Genomic DNA, 23571 nt, shown 5'->3' on the forward strand with positions numbered 1-23571 from the left:
CTCCACGACCCCGTCGGAACGCCGCTTCCTTGATTCGACGTACGTTTTGAAGACCTATCCAGGGTTTTCACCGTGACCCTGCCTATTACAAAAGCCCGATACATCGCTCATTGACGACGCACATATCCAAAGGGAAAGGAAAATGGACGTAGCAGGTAATGGCTTCACTGTGTCGCAACACAAGCACGCCACTCGTTTCAAGCAGATACCCCTGACACCCATTGCGCTCGGCCTGGCCCTCTGGCTGGGCCTGGGTTCCATGGCCTGGGCCGAAGACAATCCCTACACCTCCCAGGTGCTGGAATCGGCGTTTCGCAAAGCCGTCGCCTCCTTCGGCCCCGGCACTGACGTGTACAAGAACCTGCGGTTCGCCTACGCAGATATCGTCGACCTGGCGGCCAAGGACTTCGCTGCCCAGTCCGGCAAGTTCGACTCGGCCCTCAAGCAGAACTACGAACTGCAACCTGAAAACCTCACCATCGGCGCCATGCTCGGCGATACCCGGCGACCGCTGGACTACACCTCGCGCCTGGATTACTACCGCAGCCGGCTGTTCAGCAACAATGGTCGCTACACCAGCAATATTCTCGATCTCTCCAAGGCGATCATCGCCAACCTGCCGGCCGCCAAGCCCTATACCTACGTAGAGCCGGGCGTGAGCAGCAATCTCAATGGGCAACTGAACGCCGGGCAATCCTGGGCCGGCGCAACCCGTGACTGGAGCGCCAACGCGCAAACCTGGAAGACCCCGGAAGCCCAGGTCAACTCTGGACTGGACCGCACCAACGCGTACTACGCCTATGCCCTGGGCATCACCGGAAAGGGGGTGAATGTCGGCGTGCTCGACTCGGGCATCCTTACCAGGCACTTCGAGTTTCAGGGCAAGAACGCCCAGGGCCAGGACCGCGTGCAGGCGGTGACCTCCACCGGCGAGTACTACGCCACCCATCCGCGCTACCGTCTTGAAGTGCCCAGCGGCGAGTTCAAGCAGGGTGAGCATTTCAGTATTCCCGGGGAATACGACCCTGCCTTCAACGATGGTCACGGTACGGAAATGTCCGGTGTGCTCGGGGCCAGCCGCAACGGCACCGGTATGCACGGCATTGCCTTCGATGCGAATATCTTTGTCGCCAACACCGGCGGCAGCGACAACGATCGGTACCAGGGCTCCAACGACCTCGACTACAACGCGTTCATGGCCAGCTACAACGCCCTGGCAGCGAAGAACGTGTCGATCGTCAACCAGAGCTGGGGGCAAAGCTCGCGCGATGACGTGGAGAATCACTTCGGTAATGTCGGCGACAACGCCGCGCAAAACCTGCGCGACATGACCGCGGCCTATCGCCCGTTCTGGGACAAGGCCCACGCCGGTCACAAGACCTGGATGGACGCCATGGCTGACACCGCACGGCAAAACAGCTTCATCCAGATCATCTCGGCGGGCAACGACAGCCACGGTGCCAACCCGGATACCAACGCCAACCTGCCGTTTTTCAAGCCGGACATCGAAGGCAAATTCCTCGCGATCACCGGTTATGACGAGACCAGCGCCCAAGTCTACAACCGTTGCGGCACCTCGAAGTGGTGGTGCGTGATGGGGGTGTCGGGCATCCCGTCCGCAGGGCCGGAGGGTGAAATCATCCCCAACGCCAACGGCACCTCTGCCGCCGCGCCGAGCGTTTCCGGCGCCTTGGCCCTGGTGCTCCAGCGCTTTCCCTACATGACCGCCAGCCAGGCTCGGGACGTATTGCTCACCACCTCCAGCCTGCAGGCGCCGGATGGCCCGGACACGCCTGTCGGTGAACTGACAGGTGGCCGCACCTACGACAACCTGCAGCCGGTGCACGATGCCGCGCCGGGAACGCCACAAGTGCCAGGAGTGGTCAGCGGCTGGGGCTTGCCCAACCTGCAAAAAGCCATGCAAGGGCCGGCGCAGTTCCTTGGTTCAATGGCGGTGGCCTTGCCCACGGGCACCCGCGATATCTGGGCCAACCCAATATCCGATGAAGCCATTCGCGCCCGGCGCGTTGAAGATGCTGCAGAGCAGGCGACCTGGGCGGCCACCAAGCAACAGAAGGGCTGGCTCAATGGCCTGCCCACCAATGCGTCGGCCGATGATCAGTTCGAATACGAGATCGGTCATGCCCGCGAGCAGGCGACGCTCACCCGTGGTCAGGACCTGCTCACCGGCGCCACCTACGTTGGCAGCCTGGTCAAGTCGGGGGACGGTGAACTGGTGCTGGAGGGCCAGAACACCTATTCAGGCAGTACCTGGCTGCGCGGTGGCAAACTGTCGGTGGACGGCACCTTGACCTCTGCCGTGACGGTGGATGGCAGCGCCGTGGGTATGCGCAATACGGATAACGGCGTGCTGACCACCATGGGCGGCACCCTGGCCGGCAACGGCACGGTAGGGGCTTTGAGCGTCAACAACGGCGGACGTGTGGCGCCGGGGCATTCGATTGGTACCTTGCACACCGGCGACGTGACCTTCAATCCGGGTTCGGTGTATGCCGTCGAAGTGGGTACCAATGGCCGTAGCGACCAGATCCAGAGCAGCGGTGTGGCGACCCTCAATGGCGGCGTGGTGAGCGTGTCCCTGGAGAACAGCCCCAACCTGCTGTCCGCCAGTGAGGCGCGTAGCTTGCTGGGCCAGCAGTTCAACATCCTCAGCGCCAGCCAGGGCATCAATGGCCAGTTTGCGGCGTTCGCGCCCAACTACCTGTTCATTGGCACGCAGTTCAACTACCAACCCAACCAGCTGACCCTGGCGATAGCGCGCAACCAGACCAGCTTCGCCAGCGTCGCACAAACTCGCAACGAGCGGGCGGTGGCGACGGCGGCCGAGACACTTGGGGCTGGCAGCGCGGTATACGAAAGCCTGTTGGCTTCGGATTCCGCCGACCAGGCACGGGACGCGTTCAAGCAACTGTCGGGGCAACTGCACTCGGATGTGGCGGCGGCGCAAATGGCCGACAGCCGCTACCTGCGCGAAGCGGTCAACGGCCGCCTGCAGCAGGCCCAGGCGCTGGATTCCAGCGCGCAGATCCAGGCCAGCGACAACGGCGGCTGGGTGCAACTGCTAGGGGGGCGTAATAACGTCAGCGGTGACAACAACGCCAGTGGCTACTCGTCGTCCACCAGCGGCGTGCTGCTGGGTTTGGACACCGAGGTGAGTGATGGCTGGCGGGTGGGGGCAGCGACCGGTTATACCCAGAGCCACCTCAATGGCCAGTCGGCTTCGGCGGACAGCGACAACTATCACCTGTCGGTATATGGCGGCAAACGCTTCGAAGCCATTGCCCTGCGCCTGGGTGGCGCCACCACCTGGCACCGTCTGGACACCTCGCGGCGAGTCGCTTATGCCAATCAGTCGGACTATGCCAAGGCCGACTACAGCGCACGCACCGACCAAGTGTTCGCCGAGATCGGCTACACCCAATGGAGCCAATTCGAACCCTTCGCCAACCTTACGTACCTGAACTATCAAAGCGACTCGTTCAAGGAGAAAGGCGGCGCCGCTGCTTTGCACGCCAGTCAGCAAAGCCAGGACGCGACGCTGTCGACCCTGGGCCTGCGTGCACATACGCAGTTGCCGATCAGCTCCACCTCGGCGGTGACCTTGCGCGGTGAGTTGGGTTGGGAGCATCAGTTCGGTGACACCGACCGCGAAGCCTCGCTGAAGTTTGCCGGCAGCGACAGCGCCTTTGCCGTCAACAGCGTGCCCGTGGCCCGGGATGGCGCGGTGATCAAGGCCAGCGCGGAGATGGCCTTGACCAAGGACACCCTGGTGTCGTTGAACTACAGCGGCTTGCTGTCCAACCGTGGTAACAACAACGGGATCAATGCCGGGTTTACCTTTCGTTTCTAACCTTGCACTTGATCTTCGTGTAGGAGCGAGCTTGCTCGCGAAGGACGCCAACGATAACGCGGGGTAGCTGGAACCCCGCGATATCGTCTGGTTTTTCGCGAGCAAGCTTGCTTCTACAAGGTTTACAATTGCCGCTCCTGATCAGGAGTATCCCTGTGCTGACTCATCTCGATTCCCAAGGTCGCGCCCATATGGTCGACGTCACCGACAAAACCGTGACGTTCCGTGAGGCGGTGGCCGAAGCGCGGGTGCGCATGTTGCCCGAAACCCTGACAATGATTGTCGACGGCGCCCACCCCAAGGGCGACGTATTCGCCGTGGCCCGCATCGCCGGGATCCAGGCGGCGAAAAAAACCAGTGACTTGATCCCCTTGTGCCACCCGCTGATGCTCACCGGCGTCAAGGTCGAACTACGCGCCGATGGCATGGATGCTGTGCATATCCTGGCGCGCTGCAAGCTTTCCGGGCAGACCGGTGTAGAGATGGAAGCGCTGACGGCAGCCAGTGTCGCGGCGTTGACCATCTACGACATGTGCAAGGCCGTGGACCGTGGCATGACCATCGAAAGCATTCGCCTGCTGGAAAAGCTGGGCGGTAAGAGCGGGCACTTCAAGGCGGATCAGGTATGAGTATCAACGTGCTGTTTTTTGCCCGTTACAGCGAAGCGATTGGCCTGGATTCGCTGGAGATGGAAGGTGACTTCGCCACCGTCGACGCCGTACGCCAAGCATTGGCGGTCGATCCGGGCTTCGAAGTGCTCAACGAGACCAGCCTGATGTGCGCCCGCAACCAGGAGCTATGTGGTCTCGACGAGCCACTGCAAGCCGGTGATGAAGTCGCGTTTTTCCCACCCGTGACCGGAGGCTGACCATGGCTATTCGTGTACAAGTCGAAGCCTTTGATCCCGGCGCTGAAGTCAACGCCATGCACGCCGCCAATGTCGGCGTGGGCGCGGTGGTGAGTTTTGTCGGCTATGTGCGCGACTTCAATGACGGGCGCGATGTGTCGGGGATGTTTCTTGAACACTACTCCGGCATGACCGAAAAGGCTTTGACTAAGATCGCCGTGGAAGCCGAGCAGCGCTGGCCATTGCTCAAGCTGGAAGTGCTGCATCGTATCGGCGCGCTGGAGCCGGGCGAGCCGATTGTGTTTGTCGCGGCGGCCAGTGCGCATCGCCAGGCGGCGTTTGATGCCTGTGCGTTTGTGATGGATTACTTGAAAACGCGGGCGCCGTTTTGGAAGAAGGAAAATACCCCGCAAGGGCCGCTTTGGGTAGAGGGGCGGGAAAGCGATCAAGTGTCGGCGGGGAGGTGGGAAGAATAGTAAAACGGTTTTCCTATTAAAAGCGGGCACGCCAATTCTTTTATGATCTAAACAACTGTCAATTCTGACAGTTGTTTCTTCCCTTTATTCCTATCTTAATCATTACCAGTCTTGGATATTGATAGGCCTCATATTTTGTATGCGGCACTGGATGTTTACGAGTGGGAGAACGTGATGGTTATTAAGACGGATAGTGTCAGATTATCTCACTTGAAGATTCGCTTGCCCGATGGATTAAATTCGACGTCCGCGCTGTACGCCAATAACCGACATCAGTGCCTGGTGATCATCGACATTGTCAAAGAGATGAGAGGCGATGATGGTGTCTGGCACCCTGTTGCCTTGACTGCACATGAGCGCACTAATATAAATGTCGTGGCTTATTCGTCTGACCCTGATGCAGGTTTGCCTCCGGGTTGGAACTGCGATGCCAGAAAAAACAAATTTACTTTAGGGCTGGTACCTCAGAAAGACTCAATCAAAACGACAAAAAAACAGCCAGAGATAAAAGCACTTGATCCTAGCGTGGAATCTATCAAGCGCTATATCCGTGTTGATTCAGCTATCGCACTTGCACCAGTTACTTTAATGGCCAGGGTTACCCTTGCTGGGCAAGTTTTTACCACTCATGGTTTCGGCAGGGAGGGCGATTCATCAGTGGTCATAGAGCCCACAGCCCCTTTGCGTTTGGGCGCTGCAGATCTTGAACTTAAGGTGACGCCTGGTGCGTTTCAGCAAGGGCTAGTCAAAATAAATCTCTATGAGTGGAAACCCCGAAATACAGGGATCTACTTTATAGAGAATCAGGGGTTAGAGGCACCTATTAAATTAACGGATGAGGGTGATTACTTTGAGACCTCGTTAGTTATTGGTGTGCCGATGTTTCCGACGATTTCACGTAAAGTTGGAGTGGGAATAAAAGCGCCGAACTCGCCCCTGTATATGAATGATATTCATAAAGGGCTTGAATTAAGTGAGCCCAACCCGTGGTTGCCCTTCACAACCTCCATAATGAATGCGATGATTGTGTCGGGTGAGTTCAGATCCACTCCATCAGACACGAACAGTGTCTGGCGCCTACTGGATAATGTCGGTAACGAGCATTCCTATTATCTCTCAATGTCTGATACGGGAACTTTGGTTCTAAGAGATGCTGCAGGGCCAAAGTTACGTAGAGTCTCACTCTTTGAAATTAAACTGGCCGCTGGGAATTCGTCCACCCAAGCGCTCTATTCCAGTGGCCACAATCAATGCAAGGTATTTATAGAGGTCATTGTACTAGAACGTCAGGATGACGGATTTTGGCAACGTGTGAATTTATCCTTCGATGAATCTCGGAGTGCGACCGTCACTTTTTTCTCCAATGATCCTAATCAATCGTTGTCCAAGGGTTGGTTCTGTGATGTTCTCAAAAATCGCTACAATACTGGTATATCGACAAGCCCGCAAAACAGCAGCGAACATGCGCCGGATGCGACCCGTTTCGACACTATCGAGCGCTATATGCGGGTTAGCCCAGGTACTATCGAGACTCAAAGGTTCATGGCACGCATCACGGTGGGAGGTAAGGTCTACACTACCAACTCTGTAGATGGCAGTCTGATCTTCAATTCATGCATTGCCATACGGCCCACACGCCCCTATGCGCTTCGTCAATACGATCTGCTTGAGCATATTGACACTAATGCATATCGAGATGGAAATTCCGTGCGGGTTTCTGTTCACTACTATACGACTCCGTCATCGATTCAAATAATTGAAACGGTTGGGTTGAGTCGCCCGGTTCCTATCCCGAGTGAGGGTATTTATTTCAAAACTGCAGGGGTGGTGAGAATCGTGGGTTCGAACAGTGAAAAAGTTGGCATTGTGGTGAGCCACGACCTGCCAGGATCCGTTCTGTATATGAATGACGTTCAACGCGGGGTTTACTCCGGTTCAAATCCAAGTATCAAGATCAATGAACGACAAACGATAATGCGTGCTTTTAGTTTTTATTGGGCGGGTTGGTATCCGAGTGAGGCGCTCCCACTCAATTACGTGACGTTCAGAGACTCTAACGGATGTGATCATCGATTTCGGCTGTCATTTAGGGCTGCATCTGTAGCGCTCGGCGCGCGGTTGACGGGCTGAAAACTGCCTTGAGGAGGCTACCATGAACAGTAGAAATGTGCGTTTGGAGGAATTTGCAATAGAGTCGGATCTTGGTGGTGTTTATACAAGTGAGTTATATGCAAATGGCCGGCATCAATGCAAGTTATACATAAGGCTTATCAAAAAGTTGGAAAATGCATTAGGGGGATGGGACGTTGTCCCGCTAACGTCTGCTGAAAAGGCCAGTGCCACTGTCCAATTGTTTTCGCCCAATCCCGCCATCGGATTACCAGCAGGTTGGAGTTGTGATGTAGAGAAAAATCAGTTTGATTGCGGGTTATGGCCTCAAAGCGGCCAGACAGAGGCAGAGGTACAAGAAATTGCTATAAATCCGCCCAGTGGTGCACCGCTGGAGCTGTTGGAGCGCTATGTGCGCGTGGCGCAAAACGCAATTACCGATACTAAGCGATTTATGGCAAGTATCGTGATTGACGGAAAGGTCTATACGACTTACTACAATGACGATAATGTTTTGTCTAATTCCTTCGTCGATATCACCCCCGTGAAGCCTTATGTACTCAGGGTAGCGCAACTGCAACGATTCATCGACATTGTCGATCTTTCGCACGTGGAAGAGAAATTGCGCGCTCAGATTTGTTATTGGCAACCGCCAGCCTCTCTTTATTTTGTTGAAAGTTTAGGTCTTACAGCGCCTTTAGATGTACCTGATGAGGGAGCAAGCTTTCAGACGGCGTTTGTGTTTTGGGCGGGGAGGGGCGGCGTGGCACGCGATAAAAATGTGCTAGGCACGCCGTTGTTTCTTTCTGACGTCAAACGGATCATTGCACCGGGTAAAGATACCGAGATTGAGTTCAATCTTCAACCCACAGCGATGCGAGCGGTCGTTTTATTTACTGATTATTTCGACCATAGGGAAAGCGCGGGAACATGGCGAGTGGTCGATAATTTTGGCTGTGAACACAGTTACCGAATGGTGTTTGGCACCTTTGGCGACCCGGTAAAACTCACGGATTAAATAGCTGTGCGTTGTTGCGTATTACCTTGAGCGGATAGATTGTATTCCTGGAGTTTCGTCATGGATGTTTACTCTAATGCCTTTAACTACCGTTCCTATATCGCAGGTTCGGTGGATGTGCGTACCGGTCAATTTGGTTGCCAGATCAAGTTGGCAGCCTTATCCCCCCAAGGGCCTTTAGAGGTGAGCCGTGAGGTCATCCTCGGGTTTTCAATGCTGGGGGGTGTCGGCGGCCTCTATGGTTTGAATTGGCATCTGAGTAATACCCAGTTTGATAGCGCAAAGTCCCGGCTGACATTACTCACGGGCGAGCGGTATCAAACCCAGGGTCTGCCTTCGGTAGGTGCAAGACTGGTGATTAAGGATCGCAAGCTCGAGGATCTGGTTGTCAAGCGCGTGGATACCAACACGCTGCATGTCATCTACAAAGATGGCACTGTCGAAATCCTGCGCCGTACCAGCAGTACGACACCTTATCGAATCGTTGCCCTCCTATTTGAAAACGGCGAGCGCTTTTCCTGGCACTACGATACGGGTGATGCCCTTGAGCGAATTCTCAACCACAACCAGGAGGAACTGTTGGTGTTGACGTATTCGGGCGGCCGCTTGTCGATGGCCGATACCCGCGTCGACGGCAATCGTTATGCGCGTACTCGCTTTACTTATACCAATGGCCGGCTGACCAGTGTCACGGTGCCCTATGACCGTACTGAACCGCCTGGCACTCAGAGTTATACCTTTGGCTACACCCAGCCATTTCGTAATGGTCTGGTTGCCATCAATCGCGTGGGCACGCCCATGGGCGGCGTTGAGTCAATCAGCTATGTCGAAATGGGGCATCAGTATGGTAATGGCCAGTACCTTCCAAGGGTTGCGAGCTGGGTACAGACCGCCGCCGCAGGTCAGCCTGATATAGCGCGAACTTACAGCTACAGCCCGGATCGGAATTTTACCGGTTACCCCTTTAGGGGGGGCTTCACCGAAGGCGTCGATAACCTTTACCTGGTGCCCTCGCCCTACGCCTACTGGACGGAAGAGAGCACCATCGATAACACCGCTACCGTTGCTGCGCTGAGTATGACCCGCACCACCTACAACAACTTTCATTTATTAACCGAAGAGCAGGTCCGGCGAGAAGGCACACTGGTCACGACGACTATTGCCTATAATACCCGCCCCGGCTTTTTTCCCGAACAGCCCGCCAACCTGCAGATTCCCAAAACCATCACCAAAAGTTTTGAACAGGGGAGCGGAGGGGCTCCGAGAGAGGAAGTCCAACATATCGAGACCGACGACTACGGCAATGAGCTGAGCCGCACCGAGGCTTCCGGTGTTCGCACTGAATACAGCTATTACCCGATCACTGGCCAGCCAGGTAAATGCCCTGCCGACCCCCACGGTCTATTCCAGCGCTATGTGAAGCAGGAACGGCTTATTCCCGCAGGAGGCACGTCTGTGCCACCACCCACCGAGTACACCTACACAAGCATACAACGGGCCGGTACTGGTTATTTTGTCATGCAGGAATCGAGTACCCAGGCTACTGTATACAGCACTCGGAACACCTATTACCAAACCCCTGTCGAGCTGGCGGGCCGGTTGAAGAGTATTTCCAGCACCATTGACGGACTCACGTCAGTCAGCGAAATCAGTTACGCCATTACCGGTGACAACCTGATTGAAACCCGGCGTCTCAACGGGCGCGAGGGGCAGTGGCTTGAGTCAGTGCGCATACTCTCGTTGGTCAACCGTCGCCTGTTGTCCATGACCCGTGATGGCGGCAGCACGCTGACCATGGCGTTCGACGTCAATGGCCGAATGACAGCGGAAACGGTGTCAGCCGGTAAACCAGAACAGGCCGGGCGCCGTTACGCTTACCATTTTGCGACGCCCACCCAACGGGCGCATTTGATCACCACCGATGCCCAGGGCTCCCAGGTCATCACCTACTACGACGGTCTCGGGCGCCAAATATCCGAAGCTCACTTGCTGGGCGTGCCGGAGCTTAACACTGGGACCTGGCGGTATGACGCCCTTGGGCAATGCGTCGAAGAGGTGCATACCGATTATCTGAGCGACGGGACTCGGACACTCGAGACTACCTACACCTATAATCGCTGGGGCAACCTCAGCCGTGTGAAGCGTCCTGATGGCAGTGTGTTGATCGATGAGTACGATCCCCTGCTGAACCTCAAGATCGAGGGGGTGGAAGGCGGTGAACGCCTGAAGACCTGGTTCAATGAGCATAACCAGCCGGCGAAGGTCGAGCGCCTCGACGTTAACGACAACAGCGTCGAAATTGAGTCGCGCACCTACGATGGGCTGGGCCGATGCCTTTCGGTGCTGGATGTGGGTAAAAATCTCACCGAATTCACCTACGATGCTTTCAATCGACAGGTAACCGTTTTGCAAAAACCTGCCGATGGCACTGCACAGCGCCTGCGTAAAATCGAATACGCACGCGGTACCAGTAGCGAATCAGCTACTGCACTCATGATCGACGGCAAACTTGTGGGGGCCCATACGTATGACAGCCTGGGCCGCATGATCAGCCAGGTCCGCGGGAAAGGGCAGGCCATGATTTTGGAGTATGAGGCCGGATGGATGGAGCCTGCCTCCATTGTTTCCCCACTCGGTGTTCGTGAGAAACGTTTTTATAACAGAGAGCTGAACAGGCCTTGTCGTATTGAAATAGCAGGGCGCTCAGTCAACACCTACCGACATGACCTGATGTCCGGCGCTTTGACGCATTCGCAGACCGATGGCTCGATTCATGAGGTTGTTTACGACGTCAACGGCAATCCCGAAAAGGATGTTCAAACGGTCAGTGGTACGTCCGTTACCACACTGTATGACTATTCTCCCGGCGGGCGCTTGAAGTATCAAACCACAGCCGATGGCCAGCGAAGCCAGTTCGATTATGATGCACACGGGCGTTTCCTGCGGATGACCACCGGCTCAATGGTGATCGAGCAGGATTACGATATATTTGGTCGGCCTCAGACGCTGACCGCCGTTTACGAGAATACGCGAGTCGTCACCAGGATTACCTACGACTCCCTGGGGCGAGAAGCCGAGCGCCGCTTTGAGCAAAACGGCGAGCTGTTGCAGGTGATGACCAGTGAGTATCACCCCAACAGCATGTTGGCGAAGCGGGTTTTTCGAGACGCGAAAGCACAGCTGCTCATCGGTGAGACCTTTAGCTACGACGCCTACTTGCGCTTGAAGACTTATCGCTGCGAAGGCCGCGAACACCCACAGGATCGCTTGGGGCGTAGCATCGTCGGTCAAAACTTCAGTTTTGACAGCCTCAATAACATTACCCAAGTGGTCACCTCCTTTGTCGGTAATACGCAAGATGTTTGTGAACGGTTTTTCACCGGCACCGACCCCACCCAGCTGACGCGTTTGACTCACACGCTCCCGGTGCAGGATGTCACCCTGACCTATGATGCGGCGGGCAATTTATTGGTTGGGCCGTCAGGCCAGCTCTACACATATAACGAGTTTGATCAATTGACCGACATACGGGCCGATGGCTTTCAATACAGCTACCGGTACGACGCAGAATCCCGTCAGGTACTCGCTTGGCGTGGAAATGAACAGCCCGTGATGCTGGCGTATGCAGGCGAGCACCTTGAATCCTTAGTTGAAGGCAGTAAAAAGATCCGCTATTTCAACGGCGATGACCAAGTAATGGCGCGTGGTGGTGGCGTGGACGGGCCGCAACTGCATACCAACGATGCCGCCGGCAGCGTGCGTGGCATATCGGCGCCGGGGCAGGCTCATGTGCGGCGACAATACACGCCTTACGGCTATACCAAAATTCCTCTGGATGATGGCAAGACCCGCACCATGGCAGACCTGCAACTACCAGCGTTCAATGGCCAGCGATTAGATGCGGCATCCAGGCTCTACTTCCTGGGCAACGGTCGTCGTGCCTACGATCCGGAGCTGATGGTGTTTTTGCAGGTCGACGAGCTGACCCCTTTTGGTAAGGGCGGGCTCAACGGCTATGCCTACTGTGCGTGTAACCCGAGCAACATGGTAGACCCTAGCGGTTTATGGCCTAGCTGGTTGAAGTGGGTATTGACCGGCGCGTCGTTGGCGCTCTCCATCGTTACGGTAGGGTTTGCAGCTCCAGCGCTCGCGGCGGCTGTGTCGGCAGGTGCGGCGGGGATGCTTATCGCTTCCAAGGCGGCAGTGTTGGTTGGTGCGGGGTTGGGGGTCGTCAGCGGAACACTGAGCACCGCAGCACTGGGCGTCGCCGAGGTCGATAAAGCAATGGGTTGGGACCGCTCGAACCACATCAATAACTTGGGATGGGCCGCGTTCGGGTTCTCCATAGCCTCATTGGCTGTGGGCGTGGGAGGGGCCTATACCTCGGCGCATATGGCCTACAAGGGAGCCGCAGCAAAATGGACCGGTGTGGGTAACCTGTCTGATACACCGATCGGCAGTGCTGTATTGGCATCGCGAGACCGCATGTTGGGGTTGACCTATAAATTTACCGATAAAGCTGGAGTTACCTTGTACAGCCAGATGTTCGGTGGTACGCGGGCTATTTTGAGATTTACCAATCTTGGCCGATCAATCGAAAGTAGAAGTCAGACGAGGGAGAACGCCGTGCCTGAGGGCAATAAGGGTAGTTTTTCTGCTTCGACACAGCCTCAAACGCAACCCGCCCTCAGCAGCTTGAAAGATATGGTGAGCAGCAGCGTCGAATATTTCGATGCATTCAGGGACGAGGCCTGGCGTATTCGCCAGCCTATCCTGAGTGGGCTGATACAGGGGAGAGGTGACGCTTGATGCAAACGAATGCAGGAGGGGTGGTGCGACGATTCGAGGTGCTCCCGATTGGGGTGGATTAGTCGATATCTTTGTTGACTGACACACCGCAATCGGGAGCAAGCCCCTCCCACATTTTGAGCGTATTTCAGCTTAGGGGCGCTTGCGCTCCACTGCCCGCAACAGGTGCGTCGGCGGCGTCTCGCAACTGATCTTGCGTCCCAGCAGGGCTTCGATCGATGGCAACTGGTAGGAGTCATCTTCCCCGGCAAAGCTGATCGACACACCCGCAGCCCCGGCGCGCCCGGTACGGCCGATGCGGTGCACGTAGTCGTCCGGCACTTCCGGCAGGGTGAAGTTGATCACGTGGCTGATGCCGTCGATGTGAATGCCGCGCCCGGCCACGTCGGTGGCTACCAGCACGCGGATCTTGCCTTCGCGAAAGCCTTCCAGGGTCTTGATACGCTTGTGCTGTGGCACGTCGCCCGACAGTTGCGCAGCGTTGACGCCGTCGCGCACCAGACGTTCTTCGATGCGGCGCACCTCGTCCTTGCGGTTGGCGAACACCATCACGCGCTCCCAGCCGTTGTCATTGACCAGGTTGTAGAGCAGCTTGTACTTATCGGCACCGGCTACGGCGTAGATATGTTGCTCGACGTTTTCGCTGGCGACGTTCAGTGCCTCGATCTCGACGATGGACGGGTCGGTGGTCCACTGCTTGGCGAGGTTCATCACGTCTTCGGTGAAGGTCGCGGAGAACAGCAGGGTCTGGCGCTCGGCTTTGGGCGGGGTCTGGCGGATGATCTGGCGTACTTGCGGGATAAAGCCCATGTCGAGCATGCGGTCGGCTTCGTCCAGCACCATCACTTCGACCATGTCCAGGTGCACGTCGCCGCGCTGGTTGAAGTCCAGCAGGCGGCCCGGGGTGGCGACCAGAATGTCGCAGTGGCGGGCTTCGAGGTGCTTGAGCTGTTTGTCGAAGTCCATGCCGCCGACGAAGGTCATTACGTTGAGGCCGGTGTACTTGGTCAGGTCGGCGGCGTCCTTGGCGATCTGCACCACCAGCTCCCGGGTCGGTGCGATGATCAGGGCGCGCGGCTCACCCATGTAGCGCTCTTTCGGCGGTGGCGTCTGCAGCAGCTGGGTGATGATCGAGATCAGGAATGCGGCGGTCTTGCCGGTACCGGTCTGGGCGCGGCCGATGGCGTCTTTGCCTGCCAGGGTGAAGCCCAGCACCTGCGCCTGGATCGGTGTGCAGTACGGGAAGCCCAGGTCCTGGATGGCGTGCATCAGTTCCGGGGCCAGCTTGAAGTCGTGGAAGCGGGTCTTGCCTTCCTGGGGCTCGACGACGAAGTCTTCGAGTTTCCACGGGGTCACCGGCGGCTTGGGCGCGCGTTCGCGACGTGGTTTGGCCGCGGGCGCCGCAGCGACCTCGGCAGGCTGGGCCTGTTCAGGCGGCGTCACCGAGGGTTGTTTCGGTGCGGCGGCGGGCGCGGTCCGGCCAGGCTGTTGACCGTCATTGCGGTTGCCGGGCTTGGGGGCAGGAGCACTGGGAACAGGCGCGAGCGGCTCAGCCGCGCTTTTGCCGAACATCTTCTTGAGTGCTTTGAGCACGGTCATCTCATTAATTGGTTAAGGAATATACGCCGGCCAGTGTAATGCAAGAATCGGGCGCGGCGTAGTGCGTCTGTCATACGGCTACATAAATGCAGGTTTCAGCGCAGGCGTTCAGCCAGCCAGGTGCCGATGTCGCGTATCTCTTCGGGTAACACTTCGTGGCCCATTGGGTATTCCTGCCATGTCACGGTGACACCACGGCCCTTCAAATGCTCATAGGCGCTGCGGCCCATGGCGTTCTGCACTACATCATCGTACTGGCCATGCAGGCACAGCGTCGGAATGCGCTGCTGGCTGGCGGATAATTCCAGCTCATTATCAAAGGTTGGCGCGTAGGTGGAGAGGGCGATAACGCCACCCAGTGGCCCCTCCCAATTTAAGAATGCGGTGTGGAAAACCACCGCGCCGCCTTGGGAAAAACCCGCGAGGAAAATTCGCGAGGCGTCTATCCCGGTTCTCTTCTGAGCCTCGATCAAATCCGTGAGCATTTTCGCCGAGACTTCCAGTTCTTCCAGGCTGATCGAACGCGCCGGGCTCATGGCCTTGATGTCGTACCAGCTCGGCATCTCATAGCCGCCGTTGATGGTCACCGGGCGCGTCGGCGCCTGGGGCAAAACGAAGCGTGTGGTCAGCAGGCTTTCCTGCAGCGCCTCGGCCACCGGCAGGAAGTCGTAGCGATCGGCACCCAGGCCATGCAACCAGATAACGCAGGCGTCTGCGGGCTTGGCGGGCTGAAGAATCAAGGGTTCGGTCATGTCTGCTCCATATATGTGCGCGCGCTCCGATTGGGGGCGTCGGAACGGTGCGCGACAGGTTGATCTGTTAAGAGAATGTCGCAAGGGTGAATCTTTTGCCATTAACCCAGGGTTGCAACCCCTTGGTCGGCACTCTGGTACGCGCCTTGCTATGTGTAGGTCGATGTCAGAACTCTCCCGGGACGGTAACACTATCAGTGACCGCCGTTCAGAGGATAGCCGCTGGAATGATCGCGAAAACCTCATGCCGCTTGACCCCAAAAAAAGCCAACACGGGTCGATATCGCCTCATAAGGGTGCGCTGGGGTTGGAGCTTGGACACAACAAGAGCAACTGGAGGTTTGAATGAAGGTATTGAAATCCACCCTGGCCATCGTCACTGCGGCGGCTGTATTGGGTGTCAGCGGGTTTGCCCAGGCGGGCGCCACCCTGGATGCCGTGCAGAAGAAAGGCTTTGTGCAATGCGGCGTAAGTGATGGCCTGCCGGGCTTCTCGGTGCCGGATGCCAGTGGCAAGATCCTCGGTATCGATGCCGACTACTGCCGCGCCGTGGCCGCTGCGGTCTTCGGTGACGCCACCAAGGTCAAGTTCAGCCAGTTGAATGCCAAGGAGCGTTTCACCGCGCTGCAATCGGGCGAAGTCGACATCCTGTCGCGCAACACCACCATGACCAGCTCTCGCGATGCGGGCATGGGCCTGAAATTCCCAGGCTTCATTACCTACTACGACGGCATCGGCTTTTTGGTCAACAACAAGCTGGGCGTCAAGAGCGCCAAGGAGCTGGACGGTGCAACCATCTGCATCCAGGCCGGTACCACCACGGAGCTGAACGTTTCGGACTACTTCCGCGCCAATAACCTCAAGTACACCCCCATTACCTTCGACACCTCCGATGAAAGCGCCAAGTCGCTGGAATCCGGGCGTTGCGACGTGCTGACGTCCGACAAGTCGCAACTGTTTGCCCAGCGCAGCAAGCTGGCCGCGCCGAAAGACTACGTGGTGCTGCCGGAAACCATTTCCAAGGAGCCGTTGGGCCCGGTCGTGCGTAACGGTGACGACGAGTGGCTGGCCATCGTGCGCTGGGTGGGCTACGCCATGCTCAACGCCGAAGAAGCCGGTGTGACCTCCAAGAACGTTGAAGCTGAAGCCAAGTCGACCAAGAACCCCGACGTCGCACGTCTGCTCGGTGCCGACGGCGAATACGGCAAAGACCTGAAAGTGAAGAAGGACTGGGTCGTACAGATCGTCAAGCAGGTGGGCAACTACGGCGAAATGTTCGAGCGCAACCTGGGCAAGAGCACGCCACTGGAAATCGACCGTGGCCTGAACGCGCTGTGGAACAACGGCGGCATCCAATACGCACCCCCTGTGCGCTGATCGCTGATGGTTCTATCACCCGGTGGGCCAACCGCCGGGTGATGTTCTGTTCCATTCTTTGCGGGGCACTTCATGCAAAATCAAATCGGCGCACCCAAGCAGAAGCTCAGCTTCAGCGATCCCAAAGTGCGCGCGTGGCTATTCCAGATCATCACAATCGTGGCGGTGGTCTCGCTGGGCTGGTACCTGTTCCATAACACCCAGACCAACCTGCAACACCGAGGCATCACCTCGGGTTTCGACTTTCTTGAACGCAGTGCCGGCTTCGGCATCGCACAGCATTTGATCGACTACACCGAATCGGACAGCTATGCCCGGGTGTTTGTGATCGGCTTGCTCAATACCTTGCTGGTGACTGTGATCGGCGTGGTGCTGGCGACCCTGCTGGGCTTCATCATCGGCGTGGCGAGGTTGTCGCCCAACTGGATGATCAGCAAGCTGGCGACGGTCTACGTAGAAGTCTTCCGCAATATCCCGCCGTTGCTGCAAATCCTGTTCTGGTATTTCGCGGTGTTCCTGACCATGCCAGGGCCGCGCAACAGCCATAACTTCGGTGACACCTTCTTCGTCAGCAGTCGCGGTCTGAACATGCCGGCAGCCCTGGCGGCCGACGGGTTCTGGCCATTTGTCGCCAGCCTGGTGATCGCCATTGCCGCCATCGTGCTGATGACCCGCTGGGCCAACAGGCGCTTTGAAGCCACTGGCGTACCTTTCCATAAATTCTGGGCCGGCCTGGCGCTGCTCATCGTGATTCCGGCGTTGTGTGCGTTGATCTGCGGCGCGCCGTTGCACTGGGAGATGCCCCGGCTTGCAGGCTTCAACTTCGTCGGAGGCTGGGTATTAATCCCTGAACTGCTGGCGTTGACCCTGGCGCTGACGGTGTACACAGCGGCGTTTATCGCCGAGATCGTGCGTTCGGGGATCAAGTCCGTGAGCCACGGCCAGACCGAAGCCGCGCGTTCTCTGGGCCTGCGCCCGGGGCCAACGCTGCGCAAGGTCATCATCCCGCAGGCGCTGCGCGTGATCATCCCGCCACTGACCAGCCAATACCTGAACCTGGCGAAAAACTCGTCCCTGGCCGCCGGTATCGGTTACCCGGAAATGGTTTCGCTGTTTGCCGGCACGGTGCTCAACCAGACCGGGCAGGCCATCGAGGTCATTGCCATCACCATGAGCGTATACCTGGCGATCAGCATCAGCATTTCCCTGCTGATGAACTGGTACAACAAGCGCATTGCGCTGATCGAGCGGTGAGGAAACGCCCATGACGACGCATACGTTCAAACCTGATATGCCACCGCCGAGCAAAGTCTTCGGGCCGGTGGCGTGGATGCGCGCCAACTTGTTCTCAAGCTGGCTCAACACCCTGCTGACCCTGCTGGCGATCTACCTGGTGTACCTGGTGGTGCCGCCGATTCTGCATTGGGCCATTCTCGACGCCAACTGGGTTGGCACTACCCGCGCCGATTGCACGAAAGAGGGCGCTTGCTGGGTGTTCATCCAGCAACGCTTCGGACAATTCATGTACGGCTACTATCCTGGCGAACTGCGCTGGCGCGTGGACCTGACGGTGTGGCTGGCCATTGTCGGCGTGGCACCGTTGTTCATCTCGCGTTTCCAACGCAAGGCGATCTACGGCCTGGGCTTCCTGGTGCTGTACCCGATCATCGCCTACTTCCTGCTGCACGGCGGCGTCTTCGGCCTGACCAACGTGGCGACCAGCCAATGGGGCGGCCTGATGCTGACTCTGGTGATCGCCACGGTCGGCATCGCTGGCGCCTTGCCACTGGGCATTGTGCTGGCGTTGGGCCGGCGCTCGAACATGCCGGCGATCCGTGTGGTCTGCGTGACCTTCATTGAGTTCTGGCGCGGCGTGCCGTTGATCACCGTACTGTTCATGTCCTCGGTGATGTTGCCGTTGTTCCTGCCCGAAGGCATGAACTTCGACAAGCTGCTGCGGGCGCTGATCGGTGTGATCCTGTTCCAGTCGGCCTATGTGGCCGAAGTGGTGCGTGGTGGCTTGCAGGCGATTCCCAAGGGGCAGTACGAAGCCGCCGCAGCGATGGGCCTGGGTTATTGGCGCAGCATGGGCCTGGTGATTCTGCCGCAAGCCCTGAAGATGGTGATCCCGGGGATCGTCAATACCTTCATCGCACTGTTCAAGGACACCAGCCTTGTGATCATCATCGGCCTGTTCGACCTGCTCAACAGCGTCAAGCAAGCCGCCGCCGACCCCAAATGGCTGGGCATGGCCACCGAAGGCTACGTGTTCGCCGCCCTGGTGTTCTGGATTTTCTGTTTTGGCATGTCGCGCTATTCCATGCACCTGGAACGCAAGCTCGACACCGGCCACAAGCGTTAGGAGTGGTTTTTATGAGCGAAGCAATCAAGCAGCCTGTGAGCCCTGAGGGCATTATCCAGATGCAGGGCGTCAACAAGTGGTACGGCCAGTTCCACGTGTTGAAAGACATCAACCTCAACGTCAAGCAAGGCGAGCGCATCGTGCTGTGTGGGCCGTCGGGTTCGGGCAAGTCCACCACCATCCGCTGCCTCAACCGTTTGGAAGAGCACCAGCAGGGCCGCATCGTGGTCGATGGCGTGGAGTTGACCAACGACCTCAAGCAAATCGAAGCGATCCGCCGTGAAGTCGGCATGGTGTTCCAGCACTTCAACCTGTTCCCGCACTTGACCATCCTGCAGAACTGCACGCTGGCGCCGATGTGGGTGCGCAAAATGCCCAAGCGCAAGGCCGAGGAAATCGCCATGCATTACCTGGAGCGCGTGCGCATCCCGGAGCAGGCGCACAAGTTCCCTGGGCAACTGTCCGGCGGCCAGCAACAACGTGTGGCGATTGCCCGTGCCTTGTGCATGAAGCCGAAAATCATGCTGTTCGATGAACCGACCTCGGCGCTGGACCCGGAAATGGTCAAGGAGGTATTGGACACCATGATCGGCCTGGCCGAAGACGGCATGACCATGTTGTGCGTGACCCACGAAATGGGTTTTGCGCGTACCGTGGCCAACCGTGTGATCTTCATGGACAAGGGCGAGATCGTGGAACAGGCGGCGCCGAATGACTTCTTTGACAACCCGCAGAATGATCGGACCAAGTTGTTCTTGAGCCAGATTTTGCATTGATCGGTGTTTGAAAAAACAAACCCGGCCTGGCCGGGTTTATTTTTGGGGTTAGGACGCTTTGAGTGCTTCAGTGTCGTTGTTCACGGTGTAGGTGAAGGCGCCGCGCATATCAGCGCCTTCCGCCAGGGCTTTCGCGTCCGCAAGCAGGTGCGGGTGGCGATCCAAGAATCGCATCAGCAGCACCAAGGGTTTGGGGGCTGAAACTTCGCCGCGTTCGTACCGGGAGAATGCGTTGTGGCCGCCACCGGACAGCAAATCCACGGCTTCCTTTTGCGTAAGGTGCAGTTTTCGGCGGATGCGCTTCATCTCGGCGCCGATCATTTTTCGAGCGGCGAGGACTAGCTCGTCACCCGCTTCGCCATAGCGATCTGCACTATCGGTATCGGGGTCCCAAAAGCCGTCGCCGCATACCTTGCATTTCCAGCCTGCAAGATTGTCGACTCGACGCTCCATGCCTTTGACGCTTATGGTTTCGCTGCGGCCCTCGAAATAGCTCAATGCATCAGGGGCGCCACAGATGTAGCACAGCTCGGTTTTTTTCATGGGTGTTTCTCCTTGAAGGAGATTACCGGAGGCCTACCGTCTGTGCAGTAAGTGACCTTGATGTAAATCTCCCTGCCTTTCGAATGAGTGTGGTACACGTCCTGCCAGACTCGATGGTCTCCATAAGTGGTCATCGACTTGTACAACATCCAGTTTTGCAACTCATAGATGACCTCTTGCATTTCCTCAAGGCTAAAGCACAGGTCCCAGCCGCATCGTTGTGCTGACTGGGGAAATGCTTTCCTTCCAAGCCGCCTCACATCCGCCTTAATCACCGCCAAATCGTAATGAGGTGTGTACTTTTCCATAAGACACCTGAGTCCAATAATTACCCTCTAAGGGGAATTTTACCAATCGAAAATACTGCTCCTTTTCCTGCCTAAGAACCCTAGTGCGTTGCCTTTGTAGGCGACTCCGAATAGCCTGTAGGAAAATTCATCCTATGATTGGACGAAAGTGCAAAATCCATGACAGATATCGCTCCACTGATCAAACGTTCCCTGGTCGACCAGGCCTTGGAGCAACTGCGCCTGCGTATTGCCCAAGGCGTGTGGGCCATCGGCGAACGCCTGCCTACCGAGCCGGAGTTGTCTGCCGAGCTGGGCATCAGCCGCAATACCGTGCGCGAGGCCATGCGTGTATTGGCGTTCTCTGGCCTGATCGAAATCCGCCAGGGTGACGGCAGCTATTTGCGCTCGATGACCGATCCGTTGGGCACAATGCGTGCGCTGTCCCATTGCTCCCTGGAGCAGGCGCAGGAGACGCGGCAGATCCTGGAGGTGGAGGCTATCGGCCTCGCCGCAGTGCGGCGCACCGATGAAGACCTCGACGCGTTGCGCCAGGCGCTCCAGGCCAGTGCCAAGCTGTATCACGGTGACCTGGAGGCTTACATCAACGCCGATCTAGTGTTCCACCGTCGGTTGGTAGACGCCGCACATAACCCGGCGTTGAGCGAGCTGTACCACTACTTTTCCGCCATCGTCGGCGCGCAGTTGCGCCAGACCTTGAACATCTCACCACGTCGTCAGGCCGTGTTCGACCTGCACAGCGCCTTGATCGACGCGGTGGAACATCAAGACCCCGAACGCGCCAAATCCCTCTGCCGGCAGTTGATCAATGAACCCTGAAACCCAACGCAAGACTGAACTCGAAGAGCTGTTGATCGACGCCGAAGCCGATGACGAGGTGGTGCAACACACATCGCCGCTCGTCACCCGCCCGTGGCTGTTGCTGCTGGGCCTGATCCTGGTGGCGCTGAACCTGCGCCCGGCGCTGTCGAGTATGGCGCCGCTGCTCAGCGAGGTGTCCGCGAGCCTGGGGTTGTCGGCGGCCAAGGCCGGGTTGCTGACCACCTTGCCGGTGCTGTGCCTGGGCCTGTTCGCGCCGTTGGCGCCGGTGCTGGCGCGGCGCTTTGGTGCTGAGCGCGTGGTGCTGGGCATTCTGCTGACACTGGCTGCCGGCATCATTCTGCGCAGCGCGCTGGGAGAGGTTGGCCTGTTCGCCGGCAGCCTGATCGCCGGCGCGAGTATCGGCATCATCGGCGTGTTGTTGCCAGGGATCGTCAAGCGCGACTTTGCCAGGCACGCCGGCACCATGACCGGCGTCTACACCATGGCCCTGTGCCTGGGCGCCGCGTTGGCGGCGGGGGCTACGGTGCCGTTGAGCCATTACTTCGGCGACAGCTGGAACATCGGCCTGGGCTTCTGGATCCTGCCGGCGCTGCTGGCGGCATTGTTCTGGTTGCCCCAGGTCGGGTCGAAACACGGTGCGCATCAGGTTGCTTATCGGGTCAAAGGACTGCTGCGCGATCCGCTGGCCTGGCAGGTCACCTTGTACATGGGCCTGCAATCCTCCCTGGCCTACATCGTGTTTGGCTGGCTGCCGTCGATCCTGATCGGGCGCGGCTTGAGTGCAACTGAGGCCGGGTTGGCGCTGTCCGGCTCGATCATCGTGCAGTTGTTCAGTTCGCTCGCCGCGCCCTGGCTGGCCACCCGTGGCCAAGACCAGCGCCTGGCCATTGTGGTGGTGATGCTGCTGACCCTGGCTGGCCTGTTCGGTTGTCTCTATGCGCCCTTGGATGGCCTGTGGGGCTGGGCGATTCTGCTTGGCCTGGGGCAGGGCGGCACCTTCAGCCTGGCGTTGACCTTGATCGTGCTGCGCTCGCGCGATTCCCACGTCGCGGCCAACCTGTCGAGCATGGCCCAGGGCTTCGGCTACACCCTGGCCTCCATGGGCCCATTCGCGGTCGGCCTGGTGCATGACTGGACGGGTGGCTGGGGCGCCACCGGCTGGATCTTCGCCGTGATCGGCCTGGGCGCGATCGTCGCGGGCCTGGGGGCCGGCCGGACGCGCTATGTGCAGGTCACCAGCGAGAAGGTCTAGAGGTAAACCACTTCCAGCGTGGCCGAGCCATCCAGCGGTGTGTCGACGCTCAGGTCCAGGTTGCGACGGGCATTGATCACCGTGTGGACACTCACGATGCCGGTCAGCGTGCCGATCGCCGAGGGCCCGGCGACGCTGCCTTCGGTGTCGGTAAAGCCCAGGTAACTATTGGCGCCGATGTCGATCGGGTTGAGGTTGGCGGTGCGCCAGGCCACGCCGCCAGTGGTCGATTCGGTGCCGTAGATCGACGCGCTGGTGTCCGCCTGGGTTTGCCTGGGATCGAAACTCATGGAGTAAAGGCCGAGCCGGTTGCCGCTGTGGTCGAAGCCCAGCCCGTAGTAAATCTCACTGTTGACCGTGGCCGAGCCGTCGCGATTGTCGCGCATGCGCAGGGCATAGCGGCTGGGCGCATTGCAGTCGATGCTGATTTGCAGGGTCTTGACGGGCAGGCGCGTACCTTGCTCCAGGTTCAGGTCCTGGTGGGAGATCTTGCCGTAGTCGACTACTCCGCCTGCGGATAGCAGTGGCGTGCAGGCCGTGGGAATGATGCGGCCCAGGACACTCAGGTCGATGCTGGAGGCGGCTTGGGCTGGCGCCCCGGCCAGTGCAAGCAGCAGGACGGGTAGCGCGGTGCCGAGGATATTCATCAG

At 58.1% G+C, this 23571-nt stretch carries 18 protein-coding genes; 13 read left to right on the forward strand and 5 right to left on the reverse strand.

The genetic code is table 11. The features are described 5' to 3' along the window. The first annotated feature begins 142 nt into the window (after positions 1–142). From KVH01_RS00960 to KVH01_RS00990, 7 genes are all read left to right on the forward strand, one after another. On the forward strand, positions 143–3871 hold the full coding sequence (locus tag KVH01_RS00960) for an autotransporter domain-containing protein (protein ID WP_217880140.1): 3729 nt from the start codon (positions 143–145) through the stop codon (positions 3869–3871). Positions 3872–4026: 155 nt separating this feature from the next. Then, a complete protein-coding gene (gene moaC, locus KVH01_RS00965) occupies positions 4027–4500 on the forward strand; it encodes a cyclic pyranopterin monophosphate synthase MoaC (RefSeq protein WP_217880141.1) in 474 nt (157 codons plus the stop codon). Continuing rightward, positions 4497–4739, forward strand: a complete 243-nt coding sequence (gene moaD, locus KVH01_RS00970) for a molybdopterin converting factor subunit 1 (protein WP_068966244.1) — start codon at positions 4497–4499, stop codon at positions 4737–4739. The genes moaC and moaD overlap by 4 nt, the downstream gene beginning before the upstream one ends. A gap of 2 nt (positions 4740–4741) precedes the next feature. Further along, entirely contained in the window at positions 4742–5194 is a 453-nt protein-coding gene (gene moaE / locus KVH01_RS00975) for a molybdopterin synthase catalytic subunit MoaE (protein ID WP_217880142.1), read from the forward strand. Positions 5195–5368: 174 nt separating this feature from the next. After that, on the forward strand, positions 5369–7324 hold the full coding sequence (locus tag KVH01_RS00980; RefSeq protein ID WP_217880143.1) for a hypothetical protein: 1956 nt from the start codon (positions 5369–5371) through the stop codon (positions 7322–7324). Positions 7325–7346: 22 nt separating this feature from the next. Continuing rightward, on the forward strand, positions 7347–8321 hold the full coding sequence (locus tag KVH01_RS00985; protein WP_217880144.1) for a hypothetical protein: 975 nt from the start codon (positions 7347–7349) through the stop codon (positions 8319–8321). A gap of 60 nt (positions 8322–8381) precedes the next feature. Then, positions 8382–13130: an RHS repeat-associated core domain-containing protein gene (locus KVH01_RS00990; RefSeq protein WP_217880145.1), complete on the forward strand. Its 4749-nt coding sequence runs from the start codon at positions 8382–8384 to the stop codon at positions 13128–13130. A gap of 132 nt (positions 13131–13262) precedes the next feature. On the opposite strand, the gene rhlB is transcribed toward KVH01_RS00990, so the two are convergent. Together rhlB and KVH01_RS01000 are read right to left on the reverse strand one after the other, a co-directional pair. Further along, positions 13263–14729: an ATP-dependent RNA helicase RhlB gene (rhlB, locus tag KVH01_RS00995; RefSeq protein ID WP_124399430.1), complete on the reverse strand. Its 1467-nt coding sequence runs from the start codon at positions 14727–14729 to the stop codon at positions 13263–13265. A 95-nt stretch (positions 14730–14824) separates the two neighbouring features. Continuing rightward, positions 14825–15481, reverse strand: a complete 657-nt coding sequence (locus KVH01_RS01000; RefSeq protein ID WP_043048587.1) for an alpha/beta hydrolase — start codon at positions 15479–15481, stop codon at positions 14825–14827. A gap of 345 nt (positions 15482–15826) precedes the next feature. On the opposite strand from KVH01_RS01000, the gene KVH01_RS01005 reads away from it, so the two are divergent. The 4 genes from KVH01_RS01005 to KVH01_RS01020 all read left to right on the forward strand — a co-directional run bounded on the left by KVH01_RS01005 (position 15827) and on the right by KVH01_RS01020 (position 19996). Beyond that, positions 15827–16858 carry an amino acid ABC transporter substrate-binding protein gene (locus KVH01_RS01005; RefSeq protein WP_005785045.1) on the forward strand — a complete coding sequence of 344 codons (1032 nt, stop codon included), beginning with the start codon at positions 15827–15829 and terminating at the stop codon, positions 16856–16858. Between the two features lie 72 nt (positions 16859–16930). After that, positions 16931–18112, forward strand: coding sequence for an amino acid ABC transporter permease (locus KVH01_RS01010; RefSeq protein ID WP_217880146.1), 1182 nt, complete (start codon positions 16931–16933; stop codon positions 18110–18112). Positions 18113–18122: 10 nt separating this feature from the next. After that, positions 18123–19220 carry an amino acid ABC transporter permease gene (locus KVH01_RS01015; RefSeq protein ID WP_043048592.1) on the forward strand — a complete coding sequence of 366 codons (1098 nt, stop codon included), beginning with the start codon at positions 18123–18125 and terminating at the stop codon, positions 19218–19220. 11 nt (positions 19221–19231) lie between these two features. After that, the gene (locus tag KVH01_RS01020; RefSeq protein WP_003171943.1) at positions 19232–19996 is read left to right on the forward strand and encodes an amino acid ABC transporter ATP-binding protein; all 765 of its coding nucleotides are present in this window, start codon (positions 19232–19234) and stop codon (positions 19994–19996) included. Between the two features lie 48 nt (positions 19997–20044). On the opposite strand, the gene KVH01_RS01025 is transcribed toward KVH01_RS01020, so the two are convergent. After that, entirely contained in the window at positions 20045–20539 is a 495-nt protein-coding gene (locus tag KVH01_RS01025) for a type II toxin-antitoxin system MqsA family antitoxin (RefSeq protein ID WP_217880147.1), read from the reverse strand. Beyond that, positions 20536–20847, reverse strand: coding sequence for a type II toxin-antitoxin system MqsR family toxin (locus tag KVH01_RS01030; protein WP_217880148.1), 312 nt, complete (start codon positions 20845–20847; stop codon positions 20536–20538). The genes KVH01_RS01025 and KVH01_RS01030 overlap by 4 nt, the downstream gene beginning before the upstream one ends. Positions 20848–21006: 159 nt before the next feature. Between KVH01_RS01030 and KVH01_RS01035 the strand changes: the two genes are divergently transcribed. Continuing rightward, positions 21007–21666 carry a FadR/GntR family transcriptional regulator gene (locus KVH01_RS01035; protein ID WP_217880149.1) on the forward strand — a complete coding sequence of 220 codons (660 nt, stop codon included), beginning with the start codon at positions 21007–21009 and terminating at the stop codon, positions 21664–21666. Then, the gene (locus KVH01_RS01040; RefSeq protein ID WP_124399437.1) at positions 21656–22921 is read left to right on the forward strand and encodes a CynX/NimT family MFS transporter; all 1266 of its coding nucleotides are present in this window, start codon (positions 21656–21658) and stop codon (positions 22919–22921) included. The genes KVH01_RS01035 and KVH01_RS01040 overlap by 11 nt, the downstream gene beginning before the upstream one ends. On the opposite strand, the gene KVH01_RS01045 is transcribed toward KVH01_RS01040, so the two are convergent. Continuing rightward, positions 22918–23568 (reverse strand): DUF1120 domain-containing protein, encoded by a 651-nt coding sequence (locus KVH01_RS01045; protein WP_217880150.1) that lies wholly within the window; start codon positions 23566–23568, stop codon positions 22918–22920. The two genes, KVH01_RS01040 and KVH01_RS01045, sit on opposite strands and share 4 nt — an antisense overlap. Positions 23569–23571: the final 3 nt, after the last annotated feature.

The sequence above is a fragment of the Pseudomonas khavaziana genome, assembly GCF_019145205.1.
In the GTDB taxonomy this organism is placed as follows: Bacteria; Pseudomonadota; Gammaproteobacteria; order Pseudomonadales; family Pseudomonadaceae; genus Aquipseudomonas; species Aquipseudomonas khavaziana.